Here is a 16106-nt window from a genome sequence, read left to right on the forward strand (position 1 = left end):
CGGCTACGAGATTCTGGCCCCGATGGACGGCATGGAAGCCGTCTGGGAGACGTTTGATGGCTGCCAACCCTGCGGACTTGGCGCCAGAGACACGCTCCGGCTGGAATACGGGCTCTTGCTCTCTGGGCAAGACTTCAACCCCGAAGAGACTCCGCGGACGCCCTACGAGGCTGGAGTCGGATTCACCGTGGCGTTAGACACGGAGTTCGTCGGGCGGGACGCTCTGGCGGCTCAAAACGAGACCGGGCCCGATCGAGAGTTTATCGGGTTCGAACTCGAAGCGCGCGGAATCCCCCGGCACGGGTACGAAATCACGGATACTGACGGCACCGAAATCGGCGTGGTTACGAGCGGCACGATGAGCCCCACACTCGGGGAGCCGATCGGGTTGGGATATGTGACCACCGACCATGCGGACGACGGTCAGACAGTATTTATATCGATACGGGGCGAAGGAAAGCAAGCGACGATCACAACACCACCGTTCATAGGACAATGAGCTTTGACATACCTGACAACCTGTACTATACAGAATCGCACGAGTGGGTCGACCCCGAGACCGGCAAGATCGGGCTCACCGACTTCGCACAAGACGAACTCGGCGACATCGTTTTCGTCGAGTTCCCCGGCGTGGGCGACCACCTCGAAACCGACAGCGAGCTCGGCGTGGTCGAGAGTATCAAGGCTGTATCCGACGTCTACTCCCCGGTCAGTGGAGCGGTCACCGACGTCAATGAGACTCTTGAAGGCGAGCCTGAACTTCTCAACGAGGACCCGTATGGCGACGGCTGGCTGGTCGAACTCGATCTCGACTCCACAGACGAAGTAGAGGCACTCCTCACACCGGACGAGTACGAAACCCACCTGTAATGTCCCGGAGCCCGTTTGCGCCAAACGCCGAAGCAGACGAGTCGGCGATGCTAGACGCCGTTGGGGTATCAGACGTCGAGGAACTGTTCGACATTCCAGAAAAGGATCGGTTCGACGGCGAGTTCGACATCGAGGCCCGTTCGGAACCGGAAGTTAAGGCGCTGGTCTCGGACATGCTGGCGGAGAACGACGACCTGACCGAGTTCATGGGACGTGGGTATTACGACCACTACGTTCCGTCAGTCGTCGATCGACTCTCGATGCGCTCGGAATTTTTGACCTCCTACACCCAGTACCAACCGGAGGTTACCCAGGGATTCCTCCAAGCACTGTTCGAATACCAGTCGATCCTCGTCGAACTGACCGGCCTGCCGGTTGCGAACGCGTCGATGTACGACACGGCAAGCGGGCTTGCCGAAGCGGCCCTCCTCGCGTCCCGTATTCGACAGGCCGACGGCACGGTCGTTCTAATCCCGGATTACGTGCGCGGGGATCGGGTGAGCGTTCTCGAGAATTACATTGCCGGGCACGATATCCAGATCGAACGGTTCGCCACCGACGACGGGACCGCCGGTCTCGACGCTCTCGAAGCAGCGATCGACGACGAAACGCTGATGGTTTACGTGGAGTCCCCCACGACGCGGGGAACGATCGAGGAACACCTCGAAGCTATCGGCGACTTCGCCCATGATCACGATGCGATGTTCACCGTGGGTAGTGACCCGGTCGCGATGGCAATTCTCGAAGCCCCAGGAGACCTCGGAGCCGACGTCGTCGTCGGTGAAGCGGTCTTGGGCATGCCCAACGCCTACGGTATGGGCCTTGGCATCTTCGCGACACGCGACGATTACCTCCGTCACGTTCCGGGCCGGCTCATTGGCATCGGGGACGATCAAGACGGAAATCGGGCGTTCACGCTGACACTGCAAACCCGCGAACAGCACATCCGTCGCGAACGGGCCACAAGTAACATCTGTACGAACCAGGCGTGGGTTGCGCTTCGAATGGCCATGCATGCCTCCCAACTCGGCCCTGACGGGCTTACCGACTTGGCAACGGAAATGGTCGAACTGCCCCGCCAACTCGCCGGCGAACTGGACGAACTCCCCGGCATCGAGGCGCCAGTCCACGACCGGCATCACTTCCGAGAGTTCGTCGCCCGAACCGACGAGCCCGCCGAGAGTATCGTCGACGAACTGGAGTCGGCCGGCTTCGCGGTCCAAGCCGTCGATGAGCACGAACTCCAGTTTACGGTTACCGAGACGAATCAGCACGCGATTCCTGATCTCGTCGCGGCCGTCGAGGAGGTGGTGGCCTGATGCGTCACTACGATCAGGCGACCTTCTCCGAGGACGACAGCCCGGTCTACGAACGGTTACTCTCCGAGAAGTTCGGCACGGAGGTAGCCGTCGAGGACACCCCGTTGCCGGACGAGTTAACACGGGACACCCTTGAACTGCCGGCCCCAGCCGAGCCGGAGCTGTCCCGGCATTACGTCAGGCTCTCCCAACAGAACTACGCCGTCGAAACTGGGCCCTATCCGCTCGGGTCCTGTACCATGAAGTACAACCCGCCGTTCACCGAGGACGTCGCTGCGGACCCGAGCGGAATGGTCCACCCTGACCGTTCCGCGGAGTCGGTCCAGGGGAACCTGGAACTCCTCTATCAGCTCCAGGAGTACCTGGCGGAGATCGGTGGCATGGCCGATGTGACCCTGCAGCCACCGGCCGGTGCAGCCGGCGAGTTCACCGGCAACCGGATCGCTGCGGCCTATCACGAAGCCCACGACGAGGGCCACCGAAGCGAAGTTGTCGTCCCGGACACCGCTCACGGCACGAACCCGGCGAGTGCGGCGATGGCCGGTTACGACGTCGTCGAGATTCCGAGCGGAGAAGACGGTCGCGTCGATCTGGAGGCACTCGAAGCCGCCGTCGGCGAAGACACCGCTCTGTTCATGCTCACCAACCCCAACACCCTGGGGCTATTCGAGCGTGATATCGAGGAGATCGCCGAAGTCGTCCACGAGGCTGGCGGCTTGGTCTACTACGACGGCGCGAACCTCAACGCGCTGCTCGGTCGGGCCCGGCCCGGAGACATGGGCTATGACATCATGCACTACAATGTGCACAAGACCTTCGCTACCCCGCACGGTGGCGGTGGCCCTGGCGCTGGGCCGGTCGGTGTCGTCGACGAACTCACCGACTTCCTCCCGAACCCACAGGTCGATAAGCAGGGCGAGGACTTCGAACTGGTCGAACCCGAGCAGACGATCGGGAAGGTGCATGACTTCAAGGGCAACTGGCTCGTCCTGATCAAAGCCATGGCCTACATCGCTCGGCTTGGCGACTCTGGACTCTGTGATACGAGTGCAAGCGCTGTACTCAACGCTAATTATCTGGCCGAACAGATCGACTTGGAGATTCCATTCGATCCGTTCCACCACGAATTCGTCGCAAGTGCCGGCGATCTCGACGCCTCGAACATGGCAAAGCGGATGCTCGATTTCGGCGTCCATCCGCCGACGACAAAGTGGCCGGAGATCGTTTCACAGGCCCTGATGACCGAGCCGACGGAAGCGGAGAGCAAGCAATCCCTCGACCAACTCGCTGACGCGTTTAACGGCGCGTTCAACGCCGGCGATGAAGAACTGTCGAGTGCGCCCCACCGGACGACTGCGCGCCGGATTGATCAGGCAGATGCGGCCCGCAATCCGCGACTCTCCTGGCACGCACTGGACGACGAGTAAGCCGGTCCCGTTTTTGAGGTGTTTCGGTTTTCAGTCGGCGAGCGAGTTGCTCACCAGTGCACCTGAAACGAAAAAATTTCGAACGGAGTTAGGCTTCGGCCGCTGCCATATCCACACTTTCCCCTATAAGCACCATCTCGTAGCCACATTCCTCGCACCACCACTTCGTTTTCTTGCCGAGGTGGACCTGTTCGCTCGCCATGAGCGAAAAGGTGCGATCTTCGTCACAGCTCGGGCAATAGTGTTCTTTGTCCATCGTATGTTCTACTCTAAGACCCTCCACATTGAAAATACTGGTTCGTGTCCACCAGATCACCCGCGCTCCACACCTTTGGCCGAACACATTTATCCGACCAGGCCTTTCCGTGGGTATGACTCTTACACTGTATGCCCTCGATGGGTGTCCGGATTGCGAACGAGTGATGGAGACACTCGACGAACACGATATCGAATACGACATCCACTGGGTCGATGCCGAGTTTTCGACTCGGGACGTCGTCAAGAAGCTGAGCAACCAGCGGGGTGTTCCTGTTCTGGAAGACGAAGACTGGTCGGTCGTCATGGTCCAGGCCGATCGGATCATCGAGTACGTGAAAACGAACCTCGCATGACGATTTACACGGGTCGCGGAGACGATGGAGAAACCGACCTGTTTGACGGCACGAGAGTGAGGAAAACTGATCCGCGGGTCGTCGCGTACGGAACCGTCGACGAACTCAACGCGCTGGTCGGCGTCGCCAACCCGACCGGCTACGAGGACATCGACAAGCGACTGCAAGCAGTCCAAAATCACCTGCATATCCTACAGGCAGCGCTCGCGAACCCGGAGCAGTCGGGTGACACGACGCTCGGTCAGGTGCCTGTCGAAACCCTCGAAGAATGGATCGACGACTTCGAAGCGGAACTTGAACCACAGACCCAATTCATTCTCCCCGGTGGTGGAACGTCCGGATCGCAACTGCATCACGCTCGGACGGTGGGTCGCCGGGCCGAACGCCAAGTACTGGCACTCGCAGACGCCGATGCGGTCGCGGAGTCGGTTCTTGTGTACCTGAACCGACTGTCCGACTGGCTCTATGTGACTGCCCGAGTGGCGAATCGGCGCGATGGCTTGTCTGAACAGAATCCCACGTATTGATCATCCAGGCAATCGACAACGTTTAAGAGCGTCCTTTCACTAGGGCAACCCAGCGGGTCGGTGGTCTAGTCAGGCTATGACGGCTCCTTCACACGGAGCAGGCCGGCGGTTCGAATCCGCCCCGACCCACTCGTTTTCCGAACGGTTGTAAAGGGTCCGTTTTTGTGCCGTAGAGCGACTGTAACGCCAGTTTCGCTCTTTTTGGTGCCGTATAGACGGGGTTCTTTTTTCGAGAACCCAATCGTCTTTCGAACGGACCTCGCCTCCGTCTGGGATTCCGCGAATACGACGAGGAGGGATCACCAATAATCTATCGGTGAATGGTGCGGACCGGCTTCATTGTGGAATACATTCACTGGCTTGATCCGGTATCTTCCATTATCATTTTCGAGGAGTCGCGAATTTCGGGTCACCACTCCCGTGAATACCACCCATCCGGATCTTGTAGCTAATCGACTGCTGAATGTAGAGCGTGGATGTAGCAAATAATTCGGTCAATTCAATCCGGATATGACCAATTTAAATCATTTCCGAAATCCCCATTAAAACGAGTCTGACGGCTGATGAAGCCCTGACGCCGCCAGAAAAGAGAGCCGACGGTCAATTACCGCCGCGATAGAGGAACCCGAGTAGCAGGATTAACACGGTCGCTAGCGGTAACTCGGGCCGCACGATTACTTTCGGGTGTGGATATCTCACTCTCAAGGCCGGCGGGCTACCGAATGTGGTGATGCAGTGCGGCGAATGGGAGGACTACCCGTCGTTTCAGCGGCACTACCTGGGGAAGCTTGGTGAGACTTTTCAGATTCAAGGGGCTGAGAAGATGGTTGACTGTAAGTTGATGAGTCAACAGAAAACTATTTTCACTGTTCCTACTCCGCCATCATAAAAAGTCATCCAAGTCAGAGTCATCTGGCTCGAAGTTTTCCCTTGTTCTTGAAAATGCTCTTCGTCCGCGCTCTCGTGGGGATTCAGTTTTTAAGAATTTTTCAACAACCTCTTCTTTTGCCTTTGGTGGTTTTTCTCCCTGGAATTTAATATCAAAATCTCTCTGAGAATTTATTTCATCCGGGTCATCTGATAACATTCCAATATCCAACCCAAAATCCAACACTCGGTTGACTTCGTTCTCTATTAGTTCATCATACTCCTGATCCTGTGCCCCGAGTTCAATCATTGACTCAAATAAAACTTGGAATTCGTCCTGAGTGAATTCCTGAGGATGATCATCGTCATCGGCTTCGTGCATATATATTAAATCGAAAACCATCTCTTCCAAGGCCAAAACTGGAAAGGAACCAATCAAGAACTTAATGCTAGGTGCATTGAGGCCACCATAATTTAACCCACTTTCAAGGGTACTGGTCAGATCTTGATGCGCAATTCGTCCACCTGAATGATTGAAAGTTTGCTGACTACGATTCCGCTCCCAAACTGCATAATCATCTACCTCAACTAAATGAGCGAGGCGAGAATATTCGAATTCTGCAAGATCAACCTCTCTTGATAAAGTAACATACTGGATTGTCTCGATTGAACGAGAGCTGCTACCCAACTGTGTCCGAATTCTGCTCCGAATATCACCATCATCAAACATATCCCCTATATGATTGATTCTACGAATCCATTCTTGCTTGCTTTCGCCACCAATTTCGACGGCTATTATTGCAAGGTGTAGTGACCTATAATCCGCTCTTGCCAATAGGATGTCTCCTCCATCTTCACCAATCTCTGAAAGCGGCGAGAGAAACTCAAACTCAAATTCACTGGCCCCATTTTGCCTCGATGCCATCCGTGGATGAAACCCACCTACTAACGATTGAACCGTTTCAATTTTTTCTCTTGAAGGTTGAATTACTGAATTTTTTAGATGTTCACGTACACGGTTTTCGTCAATTTCAGAATATATTGATTTGAATTCTTCGGTAAATCCCTCTTCATCATGGGGAGAAAGATCTTCTAGTATCCCAGAATCATCAAAATCAGAGGGGCCAGGAGAGCTCATTGGACAGGGATTGGTGTACAGTTAGGATCAATGAAGTCGTCAACGAAATTGTATAGTCGTATATTTTGGTCAATATCAGTTGTATCTCTTGGATAAATCCGTATCCGATCTTGGGCCGACCGAAGATCTGCTCGGGCAAAGTTCTCCGTGTCGACTATTTCTGCACTAAACCCTATTGGTGAATAGCTTGGTGAAAACTCTGTAACAGTTAAGTCGTGGTCCTCTTTATCAATGTTATTTGCAAAATTCGAAACATCGCCCTCATCTAAGCCAGACTCCAACCCAATTTCCCAAGGTTCACTATAGGGAATATCTCTTTCAAGGAGCCTGCTCCGCTCAGTACCGTATTTGCTTGTATCGATGGCATCCTTTATTCTTCTCAGATGAGATTTTGTTTCGTCAAGAAGGAAATGAACTTCGTCTATCCCACCATCCTGAAGGGTGAAAATTCCGTTTTCCTTTATCCTGAATTTGAATCGGCCAGGTAGTTCAAAATCGATGTTTGTAGGCAACACACCGTACTGATGCTTCATTTCGCGGAATGTTTCCAATCCGTCATCTCCATAATAGACGATGGTGCGATCTACATCACCACGACGTTGGGCAGGAATTTGCACATTTTTTGTTCTTCTGCCGGTGAAGAATGGAATCAGTATATTGGAATGCTCACCGACAAGTGATTTCCTAAGGCGCTCTAATTGCCTTTTTGCTATCCACATCCGACTCATATCGGTATTTGAGAGGAGATAATCGTTCAGAGTAGGGGGAATCTCTTTTGTCAATGTTCCAGTAGTGAAGAATATCGGGAAAGTGTTATCGACATAAATGTAGTAGGGTACTCTTTCTTCATTCGCACTCACCTGTGCGGAGGCGGTCCAGATTCTCCCAGCTTGTTGGCCAAGAGTGAAATGAGATTGCAGAGAATCCACGAAATCCCCCGTATTATCGAAATCACTCACTGAACCGATCACTTTCAAATTATCTTCATCATCCAAATTCACACTCTTCAAGTGGCCAAAGAAGCCCTTTAATGATTGGAATATGATGTCCTCTTCCGTGATTCCTAGAAAGTCGGAGGAGGTCATAATGTGGCAAATCCAATGAATATTCTTACGTCTATTCTATTGTGAACCATCATATCACACCCTTCTGCACAATATAACTAAGTCTTTCGCATACCAATCATAATCCACTTGCTAGTATCCCCTCAATCTCTCCAACAATTTTTTTCGTTGGCTCGGTAGGTCGGGGAAATCTTCAACGAGTGCTTCGTGATCAGGCATGGGCACCCCTTCGGGATTGGTACGAATGCCTCTAATGATTGCTTTATGCTTATGTAAAGCCGTATAGAAGTTAACAGTCGCCGCCAAATCATCTTCAGACAGAAGACCAAGTTCAGACGTATTATTATCGAATACGGTCGTTGGAAAAGATTCGGCAGGAGGTACTTTTGAGGGTGATACTCGGCTTTCGGGAGGTTTCTCACTAAGTGAAGAGAGTGTATCTGCAGAATTGTCCATATTTTCCATCCCCTCTAATTCCGTCAAAAGTGCTTGAGTAAGCTTTCTTCTCCGATCGCGACGCCGTTTAATATACAGTAGAAAACTCCCAATCACGCCAATTAGGGAGGCCAATAAAAGAAAGAGATTGCCAGTAGCAGGATCATTTAGAAACTCCAGCTTTCCTAAAACTGCAAATTTGTAGAAGAGTGAGTCAATAGGCCAAACCAAGAAGGAGCCGAAAATACTCGCAAACAGAATCAACATCCAATAGTTACCGAATTCCCACATCATAACTGACCGTTTCCAAGTTCAGACTGAGGGGGTATAACAATTTAGATTAATACTACTGGTGGAAAGTGGGAACTGCATAAGCGAGAGTGGGTACGGAACCATGGAAGGACCGATTCCACATTTATGTGCCTAATAATCGATATCATCCCTGTTATCTCAACATTCTGGTGCGGAAACCTCGGGAGTCGAGGCAAGTCCGGGCTATGTACGACAAGTATGGGGTTTGTAGCAGGGGTTTTGAGTGGATTATGCCCCCTCGGTTCAGCTGAGATCTGTTTCCATCCCCGCCAAAGGCCCGTGGAAGCCCCGGAAGTATGCTCCGTGGAATCCCCGTGAACATGGGGGAATTGTCCCCCCACAATCTGGTCCTGTTCGATTTCCCGCCTCTACCTTGAGAACCCCCCTGCATCCCCCCGGAAGATTTGGCTTTGAACTGATGGCCATTGCCCCCATCTTCACGGGGGAATTTACGGGGCGATTTACTCCCTGCCCCTCGGAGTGGGTATCAACCGAGTCATTCTACCGAGAATTCGACCGCTGTCGGACCCCGGAATCTGCCCGGGGTGGGTCCCGTTGGTTCCCCCAATCACTCCCCCGGGGGATTTGCAGGACTGTAAAAAATTCAGGACTCTTGGGTGGGGGGCCGCGCTAATCCCCCATAATTTCCCCCCATGTTCCTTGGTCCGGCTATTTTGAAGAAATGCCCCCGTGGCAAATTGACGAGTTTCTCCAAGAAGGAATCCAGATTTTGGGGGTAATTTACCACAGCCTGAGCTTTTCAATTGGCGGTCCCCCGGATAGACCAGCCAATTTTCCTGGGTGAACCCCGTGGTTTCCTCTGTGCCTAATGAGTGGGCAACGAGTAATCAAACTCTTCCTCCAAATCTCCCTCCGTGAGCCGCCCCGGGGATGAGCGTCCGATTGGGCCGAAAGATTTCTCCAAAAAGATCCCAGGTCAATCTTCTCGGGGCTTCCCCCGTACCGCCCCCGGAGAATCCCCCCGGACGCGGCCCGTGGAGAGCCCGCCTGGACGCGGCCCGGGAGATGGGGGGTAATCGGGCTCCCCGTAATTCCCTGTTCCAGTGCCCCGGTTGATCCGGGGACGCCCCCCGTGAACAATCGACGAATTTCTCCAGGAATAAGTCCAGCTAATGGGGTAATTTGCCTCGATCTGGTTTTCCTCGTATCTGTGCCCCGGGAAGCCCCGACCATTTGCCCCCGGGACTCGCCTCCGGGTTCCCCCCGTTCCAATGGGGGCGAAGAGCAATCGGATTCTCACCCCCCAATCTCCCCCCGGGAATCCCTCGTGACTCCCCCCGTGAGCCTCCCCAAGCATTAGGGGACGATTGGCACGAAAAATTCCCATTCAAACATCCCAGTTCATTTTCCCCGGCGATTTCCCCGTGACTCCCCCGTGTTCCCCCCGGAGTATCAGGGGGACGGTTAACCCGAAAAATTGCCCTCAATCATCCCAGTTCATTTCCCCCGGAGATCCCCCCGTGATTCTCCCCCGTGTGCCCCCGGACTAGCCCGGGGAGAGGCCGCCCGTATTCACCCCGAGACGATGGAGAGTTACGATCCCCGTATTTCCACGAAAAATTGCCCTACATCAACTCACTTCATTTCCCCCCGGGCATTCCCCCGTGACTCTCCCCCGTAAGCCTTCCCGAGCATCAGGGGGATGATGGGCACGAAAGATTTTCCCCAGTCATCCCAGTTTATTTCCCCCGGGAATCCCCCGTGACCCTCCCCGAGTATCAGCGGACGATGGGCACGGTAGATTGCCCTCAATTATTCCAGTTCCTTTCCCCCTTGACTCCCCGCCTCTCTCGGGGGAGTAGTCCGCCCGGACATAGCCCGGGGAGAGGCCGCCCGGACATAGCTCGGGGAGAGGCCGCCCGGACCCACCCCGAGACGATGGAGAGTTGGGATCCCCGTATTTGCGGTTCCCGGAGTGCTGCAATTTTTTAATAAAATCCGTTGAAAATAATTCGAAATACCCGGTTAGGGGTGGGCTTGTTTCCGGAGAATCGAGAAACCAGGGAAAGAACTTTCCAAAAAGAGAGGGGCGATAATCGCCAGGAGGCGACAAGATAATGGTGCCGTTCATCTATCTAAATCGCAATACGGCGAAGGGGTATTGGCGGCAACTCTCCTGAATCGCTCTCTTTGTAGGTGTGGAAAACCCAAGGAGGGCAGCGGGGTAATGGCCTGCCAAAATCCACTTCTTTGCCCCACCTGACAAGCGATTTTGACAGACTGACCGGATGTAAAAATCTGTTTGGCGGGGATGGCCAGAGGTTAAACCAGATTTGGCCCGATAACTTAACAAACTACTACTTATATTCTATAATACTCCACTTATTCAAATTATTAGCGGAAAACTACGCATTCATCCGGATTTTACCCATTCTATAAGTGGTTCGAAAACCCAGTATATTCCACGATGTGCCCCATCGAATTCGAACTTCGATTGCTTGCCCCGGTGACAAGTGGGAGGTTGGAACCAACTGCTCATTCATCTCCAGGGAGGTGGTTCGGGGAATGACGGAAACGGACTTGGAACCCATCTCCCCCGAAGAAGCTGTGGACTGGTATCTCGAGCATCGGCATGACGAACTCCGGGAGGCAACCCGCCGGACCCACCGCTCATCCCTCGGCATTTTTCTGGACTGGACTGATGAACGGGAGATGTCCAATTTAAACAACCTCGCCGGACGGGATCTAATGGCGTTCAAGACCTGGCGGAAATCACAGACGGACATCAATTCGGTCACCCTCAACGGGACACTCGCCGTCGTCCAACGATTCCTCCGTTTCTGTGAAACAATCGAGGCCGTAGAGAAGGATTTGGCAGACCGGGTTCCCCTGCCGAACGTCCCACCAAACGAGGAGGTGAAAACAGTCGTCCCTGAGGAAGAGGCAGTAAAGGCGATCCGGGGCTATTACGACCGCTTCGAGTACGCCTCCCGCCATCACACCGAGTTCGAACTTATTGTCGAGGTCGGGATCCGCCTCGGGGCAGTTCGGGGGATTGATCTGGAGGACATGGATCCGAAACGGGATGTCATCCATCTCCGGCATCGACCGGAGGGCACGGCAGTCTATGGAACCCCATTGAAGAACGGGGCCGATGGGGAACGGATTATCAATATCTCACCGGGACTGAGGGATCTGATTAGCAACTATATCGAACACACTCGCATCAATGTCACAGACCGGTTCGACCGGAAACCCCTGTTCACCTCGAAGAGTGGCCGTGTATCCACCGCCACGATCCGCAGGGACTTCTACAAGCTCTCACGGCCCTGTGAGTACGAGCCAAGCTGCCCTCATGGCCGGGAGGTCTCGAGCTGTGAAGCGACGATGAACAGCAAGGCGACCGAGTGTCCTTCCTCATTTAGCACCCATCCCCTCCGGAAGTGGGCCATCATGTCCCAGCTCGATTCAGGTGTTCCAAAGGAGATCCTGAGTGATCGGGTGGATGTTTCGGTTCCGGTGCTGGACAAACACTACGACCAGCGGAGTGAGGAGAGGAAGTCTCGGCGGCGTCGAGAGGAGTTAGAGGCGAATTTGGAGCAGTATGCGATGACTGATGGTGGGGAGGTGATTGAAGAGGAGAAGAAACAGGACTGATTCAGAGTTGGGTTCGGGTGGAACCCACCTGCACTCAATTATTGGGGCAAATTCGGGTTAGTTTCTAGCTATATCGTTCTGGGTTTCCTGAATAGACAGCGCATATCTTGCATAAATTCCTCTCAAATTGTTTTTGCCGAAATAGCTCAGAGGTGAATCGCAACCCACCAAACTGAGTCCAGGGTGGAGGTGAATGATCTCACCAATCCTGTAGATATATTACCCTTCAGGTTTATTTTATATGTGCAAAATATGTTACCACTCCAGCAAGGCATCACCATTGACCCACAGCAGTTCATCCCCCCGCTAATCAGCGCGATCGCAACACTCGTCCTGTTCGTTGTTGCATTTGTGATCATCTATCTGCTGGGAAAATACTTCATGGCACGAGCAGTCGAGCAAAGTCTCCGGCGGCAGAACTTCGATGAAAAGCTCATCGGTTTTGGTGTGAGTGTTACCGTCGCTGTGGTGGCCGTCGTTTCGGTGGCGGTGGCCGCTACTATCGCGGGCTTCGGAATTGTTCTCGCTGCATTTGCTACCCTGGGCGGTGCCCTTGCGCTCGCCGTTGGTTTCGCAGCACAGGATCTCATCGCCAACTTCGTCGCGGGTATTTTCATCATACGAGATGAACCGTTCGAAGTTGGTGATTGGATAGAGTGGAACGGCAATAGCGGTGTGGTTCGCGAGATCCAATTGCGGGTGACGAAACTTGACACGTTCGACAACGAGATGGTTACGGTTCCAAATAACGACCTCGCAAGCACGGCTGTGGTAAACAACGTGGCGAACGACCAACGCCGAGTATCGGTCAACTTCGGTATTGGATACGGTGACGATATCGAACAGGCACGCGAGGCTATCATCGAGGAGGGCGCGAACATTGACGGGGTACTTGATGAACCCGCACCCTCTGCACCGGTGACTGCACTTGGTGACTCGGCCGTCGTATTCTCGGGTCGGGTCTGGATCGATCCGAAAGAAACCAGTGTCGGAGGGACCCGTGCAGCGTATCTCGAAGCGGTCAAAGAACGTTTCGATGCGGAAGGAATCGACATGCCCTATCCCAATACCGAACTCTCCGGAGAGATCGAGGTGGCAAACATCGGTGAGGCAGCGGGGGCAACCAGCGACTGACAGTCACCTCTTTCCTGCTATTGCCGGTTTGAAAGAAAACGCCACCGCTACTGATCACAACGTAATCGTTTAGTAAGTATGTTACATTTAACAGTTAATTCATCTTATATGGAATGAATAAAAGTCGTTAGTCCAACTGAATAGAAAGTCTAAGTCTCACACGCTATTTAAGATAGAATACTGGTAGTTCTCAATTTGCATGCTGAATAGAGGGCGCATATTCAGCACTCGGAGGTATTGTCCGCTTCATTTGCCATCCCATCGGTCTTTGCGGACGAGCCGCCTGTCCAGATTTGGAATTCAGTCTCTGTCTTCAGCCAACCACCTTTGTGATCGAATCAGTTGCGCCATCATCATCGGTAACCACTAACCTCACCGTAGTCCCCTTTGGGACATTTGCGTTAGTGACCGTCTCACCAGTGTGCTCTATCGTACCGTCATCTCCGACATCCCACTCATAAGAGGCGATACTTCCATCTGCGTCGTTTGACGACGCCGCATTCAGATCCACATTCGCCGAGTTTCCCATTCTATTTGACGTGAAGGATGAAGTGGGGGGTTGATTGGCCGGGGTCGTCGTTGTTGGGGAGGTGGTTGTTGCCGTAGTCGTTGTGCTCGTCGTGGTCGTCACAGTCGTAGTAGAAGTTGTAGTGGGACTGATTGTAGTCGTCGTGCTCCCCGTGACTGGTGCGCTACCGGGTCCGGTTACTGCAAGTTGGTTCACAGACCCGTGAATATAGGTAATCTGGGCCGGTGCGTCGAACTCAAATTCGTTTCCTGGTGGGTCGTGTGTGAATTTCGCAGTCCCTTTTGCAGAAGCTGATTCCGCGACGACCGCACCACTCATATCGGCAGTGCCACGGATGTTGAAGTCGGAATTTGGCGCGTAGATCAATCCTGTATACTGGGGCGTGCCTGAGGAGGCGGTGATATTTCCAGCTGTCGAATGAACCATGGTCAATAGATCTGACGAGTCTCCGCCAGTGTTGACGTCGGTAGTCCCTCGGAGTTTGACATCACCGTTCACGAAGAATATCACTCTATCATTCCCGGTTATCGTATGATCCGAACTCCCACTGAACTTGAGATCTCCATTCACCACTACATTGATCGTGCCATTCGTTGTGTCATAGGATGTTGTTCCAATGTCGATATCACCATTGTGATAATAGGTTCCACTGTCCAATGAGTTCAGTGCGGCGGAGAGATCGGAACATCCGCCGGCCTGACAGGTTGCGATTTTGTCGTCGATAATCGAACTCGCTGAGGGGCGCGTAACTCCCGTGCGTATCGGCGAACCCAAGGATGCAACCCCACTTTCCTGGATTGCATTCGAATGTGTTACCGCAAGCGATGATTCCCAGGATTCTTTGAAAGGGACGGTAAGATTGACGAGCAGCGTTTGGTTGGAGGGATAATGCGTGACGCCTCCCTCCGTACGCGTCTTGAAGAAGGATGCCCACCCGTGGTGATACTCGCTGGTTATCTTTACCAGAATGTAGCCGCTCTTGAGACGGTTCTTGTTGAATATTTCCTTGGTTCCGTTCTTCTTGATTAGGATTTCACCAGATGGGGAACTATCACTTCCTTCTTGCACTCTGATTATGGGAAAGGTCAGGGTTTGGTCACGATAATGGAATTCGGGTGGCGATACCATCACGGATCTATCATTCCGCTTCTGCCAAACGCCACCTCCTTGATATGCAACTTCTGATTTCCCCGTGTCCTGTACCACCGCTCCAAAACTCGCGTCCACTATTGTGTACTCGCCCGTATCGTTACCTCGGATTATCGAAACGCGACCAGAGTTCGGTTCAACGGAAACCCGACCGACACCGCTCAGTGGGATTTGCTGTGAATCTGATCTTCCGAGGGCAACAAGCGCAGCTTTCGAGTCGAACTGTGCCATTTCATTCGCGGCCTGTTCCACTTCCATGCCCTGCTGGTAGTCGGTAATCGCTTGTCCCCCAACAACGGTCAAGACACCGATAACAGCGATTGAAAGAACCAATATTAAGACGTAGCCGATAATTGGAGATACTCCCCTATAGCCCCCTCCGCCCTTGATGAGTTGCCCGAACATCTCGTTCCCTTGTTGCAAATAAAATACAATGCCTCTTAAAACCCGATGGAGAGTAATCAATATTACTATTTTCAAATCGGCTGAATTCAGTTGAAGAGATGCGAGTGGCAGGCAATAATTGGCTGCCCAACTTCCTTCACCGAATCAAAATGGGACGACTAAAATAGGGCATTCGGGGGTATTGAGCCATGCTGAGTAGAGGCTCCATATTCACCAGCCAGATCTGAAATAATTCGGCCACTATCACGAGACTCGTGCTGAATAGAACCTCTATATTCAGCACGCGGCTTTTGATAGACTCCGTATAGCTCGGATGAATAGTGATAAATTAAGTTTTAATTTCCACCCCGAAACAAAAGCAAGAATAGCAAAACAAGGGGCTCAAGTCGCTTAACTATTCACCTGCGGGATACCGACTGTTTTCCTCACTCCACCGGGAATCTTCGAACATGGCGACAGAAATTGAACACTCCTCGCAGTACTTGAGACTGGAGCTCTCAATGCATACGGTTCTTGAACAATTCTCAGTAGAGATGGTTACACAATAGCATCGAATGAATACTTATTTTATCAATAGCCTATTGGGATTAGGTAATGGATATCTCGCTAGACCGCCGACGGGGATTTATCCTCATTATCACCATTTTGTTCGCGTTTGCGGCCCTCTCGGGTGTGGCAGTTGATACTTCCGTCGCGGCTAC

At 52.9% G+C, this 16106-nt stretch carries 13 protein-coding genes and 1 tRNA gene; 9 read left to right on the forward strand and 5 right to left on the reverse strand.

The window, feature by feature from the left end:
• From V5A26_RS09810 to gcvPB, 4 genes are all read left to right on the forward strand, one after another.
• On the forward strand, positions 1-499 hold a 499-nt coding region (locus tag V5A26_RS09810), incomplete at its 5' end, for a glycine cleavage T C-terminal barrel domain-containing protein (RefSeq protein WP_332322384.1).
• Complete coding sequence (gene gcvH, locus V5A26_RS09815) at positions 496-870, forward strand: glycine cleavage system protein GcvH (RefSeq protein ID WP_332321930.1); 375 nt, start codon at positions 496-498, stop codon at positions 868-870. The genes V5A26_RS09810 and gcvH, both read left to right, overlap by 4 nt.
• On the forward strand, positions 870-2189 hold the full coding sequence (gcvPA, locus tag V5A26_RS09820) for an aminomethyl-transferring glycine dehydrogenase subunit GcvPA (RefSeq protein WP_332321931.1): 1320 nt from the start codon (positions 870-872) through the stop codon (positions 2187-2189). Before gcvH ends, gcvPA begins: the two co-directional genes overlap by 1 nt.
• Complete coding sequence (gene gcvPB / locus V5A26_RS09825; RefSeq protein WP_332321932.1) at positions 2189-3616, forward strand: aminomethyl-transferring glycine dehydrogenase subunit GcvPB; 1428 nt, start codon at positions 2189-2191, stop codon at positions 3614-3616. The genes gcvPA and gcvPB overlap by 1 nt, the downstream gene beginning before the upstream one ends.
• Positions 3617-3704: 88 nt before the next feature.
• On the opposite strand, the gene V5A26_RS09830 is transcribed toward gcvPB, so the two are convergent.
• On the reverse strand, positions 3705-3872 hold the full coding sequence (locus V5A26_RS09830; protein WP_332321933.1) for a DUF7838 family putative zinc beta-ribbon protein: 168 nt from the start codon (positions 3870-3872) through the stop codon (positions 3705-3707).
• 115 nt (positions 3873-3987) lie between these two features.
• Here V5A26_RS09830 and V5A26_RS09835 point away from each other — a divergent pair, with 115 nt between their 5' ends.
• From V5A26_RS09835 to V5A26_RS09845, 3 genes are all read left to right on the forward strand, one after another.
• Positions 3988-4227, forward strand: coding sequence for a glutaredoxin family protein (locus V5A26_RS09835; protein WP_332321934.1), 240 nt, complete (start codon positions 3988-3990; stop codon positions 4225-4227).
• Entirely contained in the window at positions 4224-4754 is a 531-nt protein-coding gene (locus V5A26_RS09840; RefSeq protein WP_332321935.1) for a cob(I)yrinic acid a,c-diamide adenosyltransferase, read from the forward strand. Before V5A26_RS09835 ends, V5A26_RS09840 begins: the two co-directional genes overlap by 4 nt.
• 54 nt (positions 4755-4808) lie before the next feature.
• Positions 4809-4883, forward strand: a tRNA-Val gene (locus V5A26_RS09845).
• Between the two features lie 754 nt (positions 4884-5637).
• Here V5A26_RS09845 and V5A26_RS09850 read toward each other — a convergent pair.
• The 3 genes from V5A26_RS09850 to V5A26_RS09860 all read right to left on the reverse strand — a co-directional run bounded on the left by V5A26_RS09850 (position 5638) and on the right by V5A26_RS09860 (position 8552).
• Positions 5638-6759 (reverse strand): hypothetical protein, encoded by a 1122-nt coding sequence (locus tag V5A26_RS09850; protein WP_332321936.1) that lies wholly within the window; start codon positions 6757-6759, stop codon positions 5638-5640.
• Entirely contained in the window at positions 6756-7844 is a 1089-nt protein-coding gene (locus V5A26_RS09855) for a hypothetical protein (RefSeq protein WP_332321937.1), read from the reverse strand. Before V5A26_RS09855 ends, V5A26_RS09850 begins: the two co-directional genes overlap by 4 nt.
• Positions 7845-7955: 111 nt before the next feature.
• Positions 7956-8552 (reverse strand): hypothetical protein, encoded by a 597-nt coding sequence (locus tag V5A26_RS09860; RefSeq protein ID WP_332321938.1) that lies wholly within the window; start codon positions 8550-8552, stop codon positions 7956-7958.
• A gap of 2544 nt (positions 8553-11096) precedes the next feature.
• On the opposite strand from V5A26_RS09860, the gene V5A26_RS09865 reads away from it, so the two are divergent.
• Positions 11097-12188, forward strand: a complete 1092-nt coding sequence (locus tag V5A26_RS09865; protein ID WP_332322385.1) for a tyrosine-type recombinase/integrase — start codon at positions 11097-11099, stop codon at positions 12186-12188.
• Positions 12189-12440: 252 nt separating this feature from the next.
• Positions 12441-13322 carry a mechanosensitive ion channel family protein gene (locus tag V5A26_RS09870; RefSeq protein ID WP_332322387.1) on the forward strand — a complete coding sequence of 294 codons (882 nt, stop codon included), beginning with the start codon at positions 12441-12443 and terminating at the stop codon, positions 13320-13322.
• A gap of 313 nt (positions 13323-13635) precedes the next feature.
• Here V5A26_RS09870 and V5A26_RS09875 read toward each other — a convergent pair whose 3' ends face one another.
• Positions 13636-15405, reverse strand: coding sequence for a PKD domain-containing protein (locus V5A26_RS09875; RefSeq protein ID WP_332322386.1), 1770 nt, complete (start codon positions 15403-15405; stop codon positions 13636-13638).
• Positions 15406-16106: the final 701 nt, after the last annotated feature.

Origin of the sequence: Halodesulfurarchaeum sp. (assembly GCF_036626455.1) — an archaeon.
In the GTDB taxonomy this organism is placed as follows: domain Archaea; phylum Halobacteriota; class Halobacteria; order Halobacteriales; family Halobacteriaceae; genus Halodesulfurarchaeum.

Bases quoted from the DNA above. Each gene is read 5' to 3' on its own strand.
- gcvH (WP_332321930.1), top strand. From the start codon at position 496: ATGAGCTTTGACATACCTGACAACCTGTACTATACAGAATCGCACGAG.
- gcvPA (WP_332321931.1), top strand. From the start codon at position 870: ATGTCCCGGAGCCCGTTTGCGCCAAACGCCGAAGCAGACGAGTCGGCG.
- gcvPB (WP_332321932.1), top strand. From the start codon at position 2,189: ATGCGTCACTACGATCAGGCGACCTTCTCCGAGGACGACAGCCCGGTC.
- V5A26_RS09830 (WP_332321933.1), bottom strand. From the start codon at position 3,872: ATGGACAAAGAACACTATTGCCCGAGCTGTGACGAAGATCGCACCTTT.
- V5A26_RS09835 (WP_332321934.1), top strand. From the start codon at position 3,988: ATGACTCTTACACTGTATGCCCTCGATGGGTGTCCGGATTGCGAACGA.
- V5A26_RS09840 (WP_332321935.1), top strand. From the start codon at position 4,224: ATGACGATTTACACGGGTCGCGGAGACGATGGAGAAACCGACCTGTTT.
- V5A26_RS09850 (WP_332321936.1), bottom strand. From the start codon at position 6,759: ATGAGCTCTCCTGGCCCCTCTGATTTTGATGATTCTGGGATACTAGAA.
- V5A26_RS09855 (WP_332321937.1), bottom strand. From the start codon at position 7,844: ATGACCTCCTCCGACTTTCTAGGAATCACGGAAGAGGACATCATATTC.
- V5A26_RS09860 (WP_332321938.1), bottom strand. From the start codon at position 8,552: ATGATGTGGGAATTCGGTAACTATTGGATGTTGATTCTGTTTGCGAGT.
- V5A26_RS09865 (WP_332322385.1), top strand. From the start codon at position 11,097: ATGACGGAAACGGACTTGGAACCCATCTCCCCCGAAGAAGCTGTGGAC.
- V5A26_RS09870 (WP_332322387.1), top strand. From the start codon at position 12,441: ATGTTACCACTCCAGCAAGGCATCACCATTGACCCACAGCAGTTCATC.
- V5A26_RS09875 (WP_332322386.1), bottom strand. From the start codon at position 15,405: ATGTTCGGGCAACTCATCAAGGGCGGAGGGGGCTATAGGGGAGTATCT.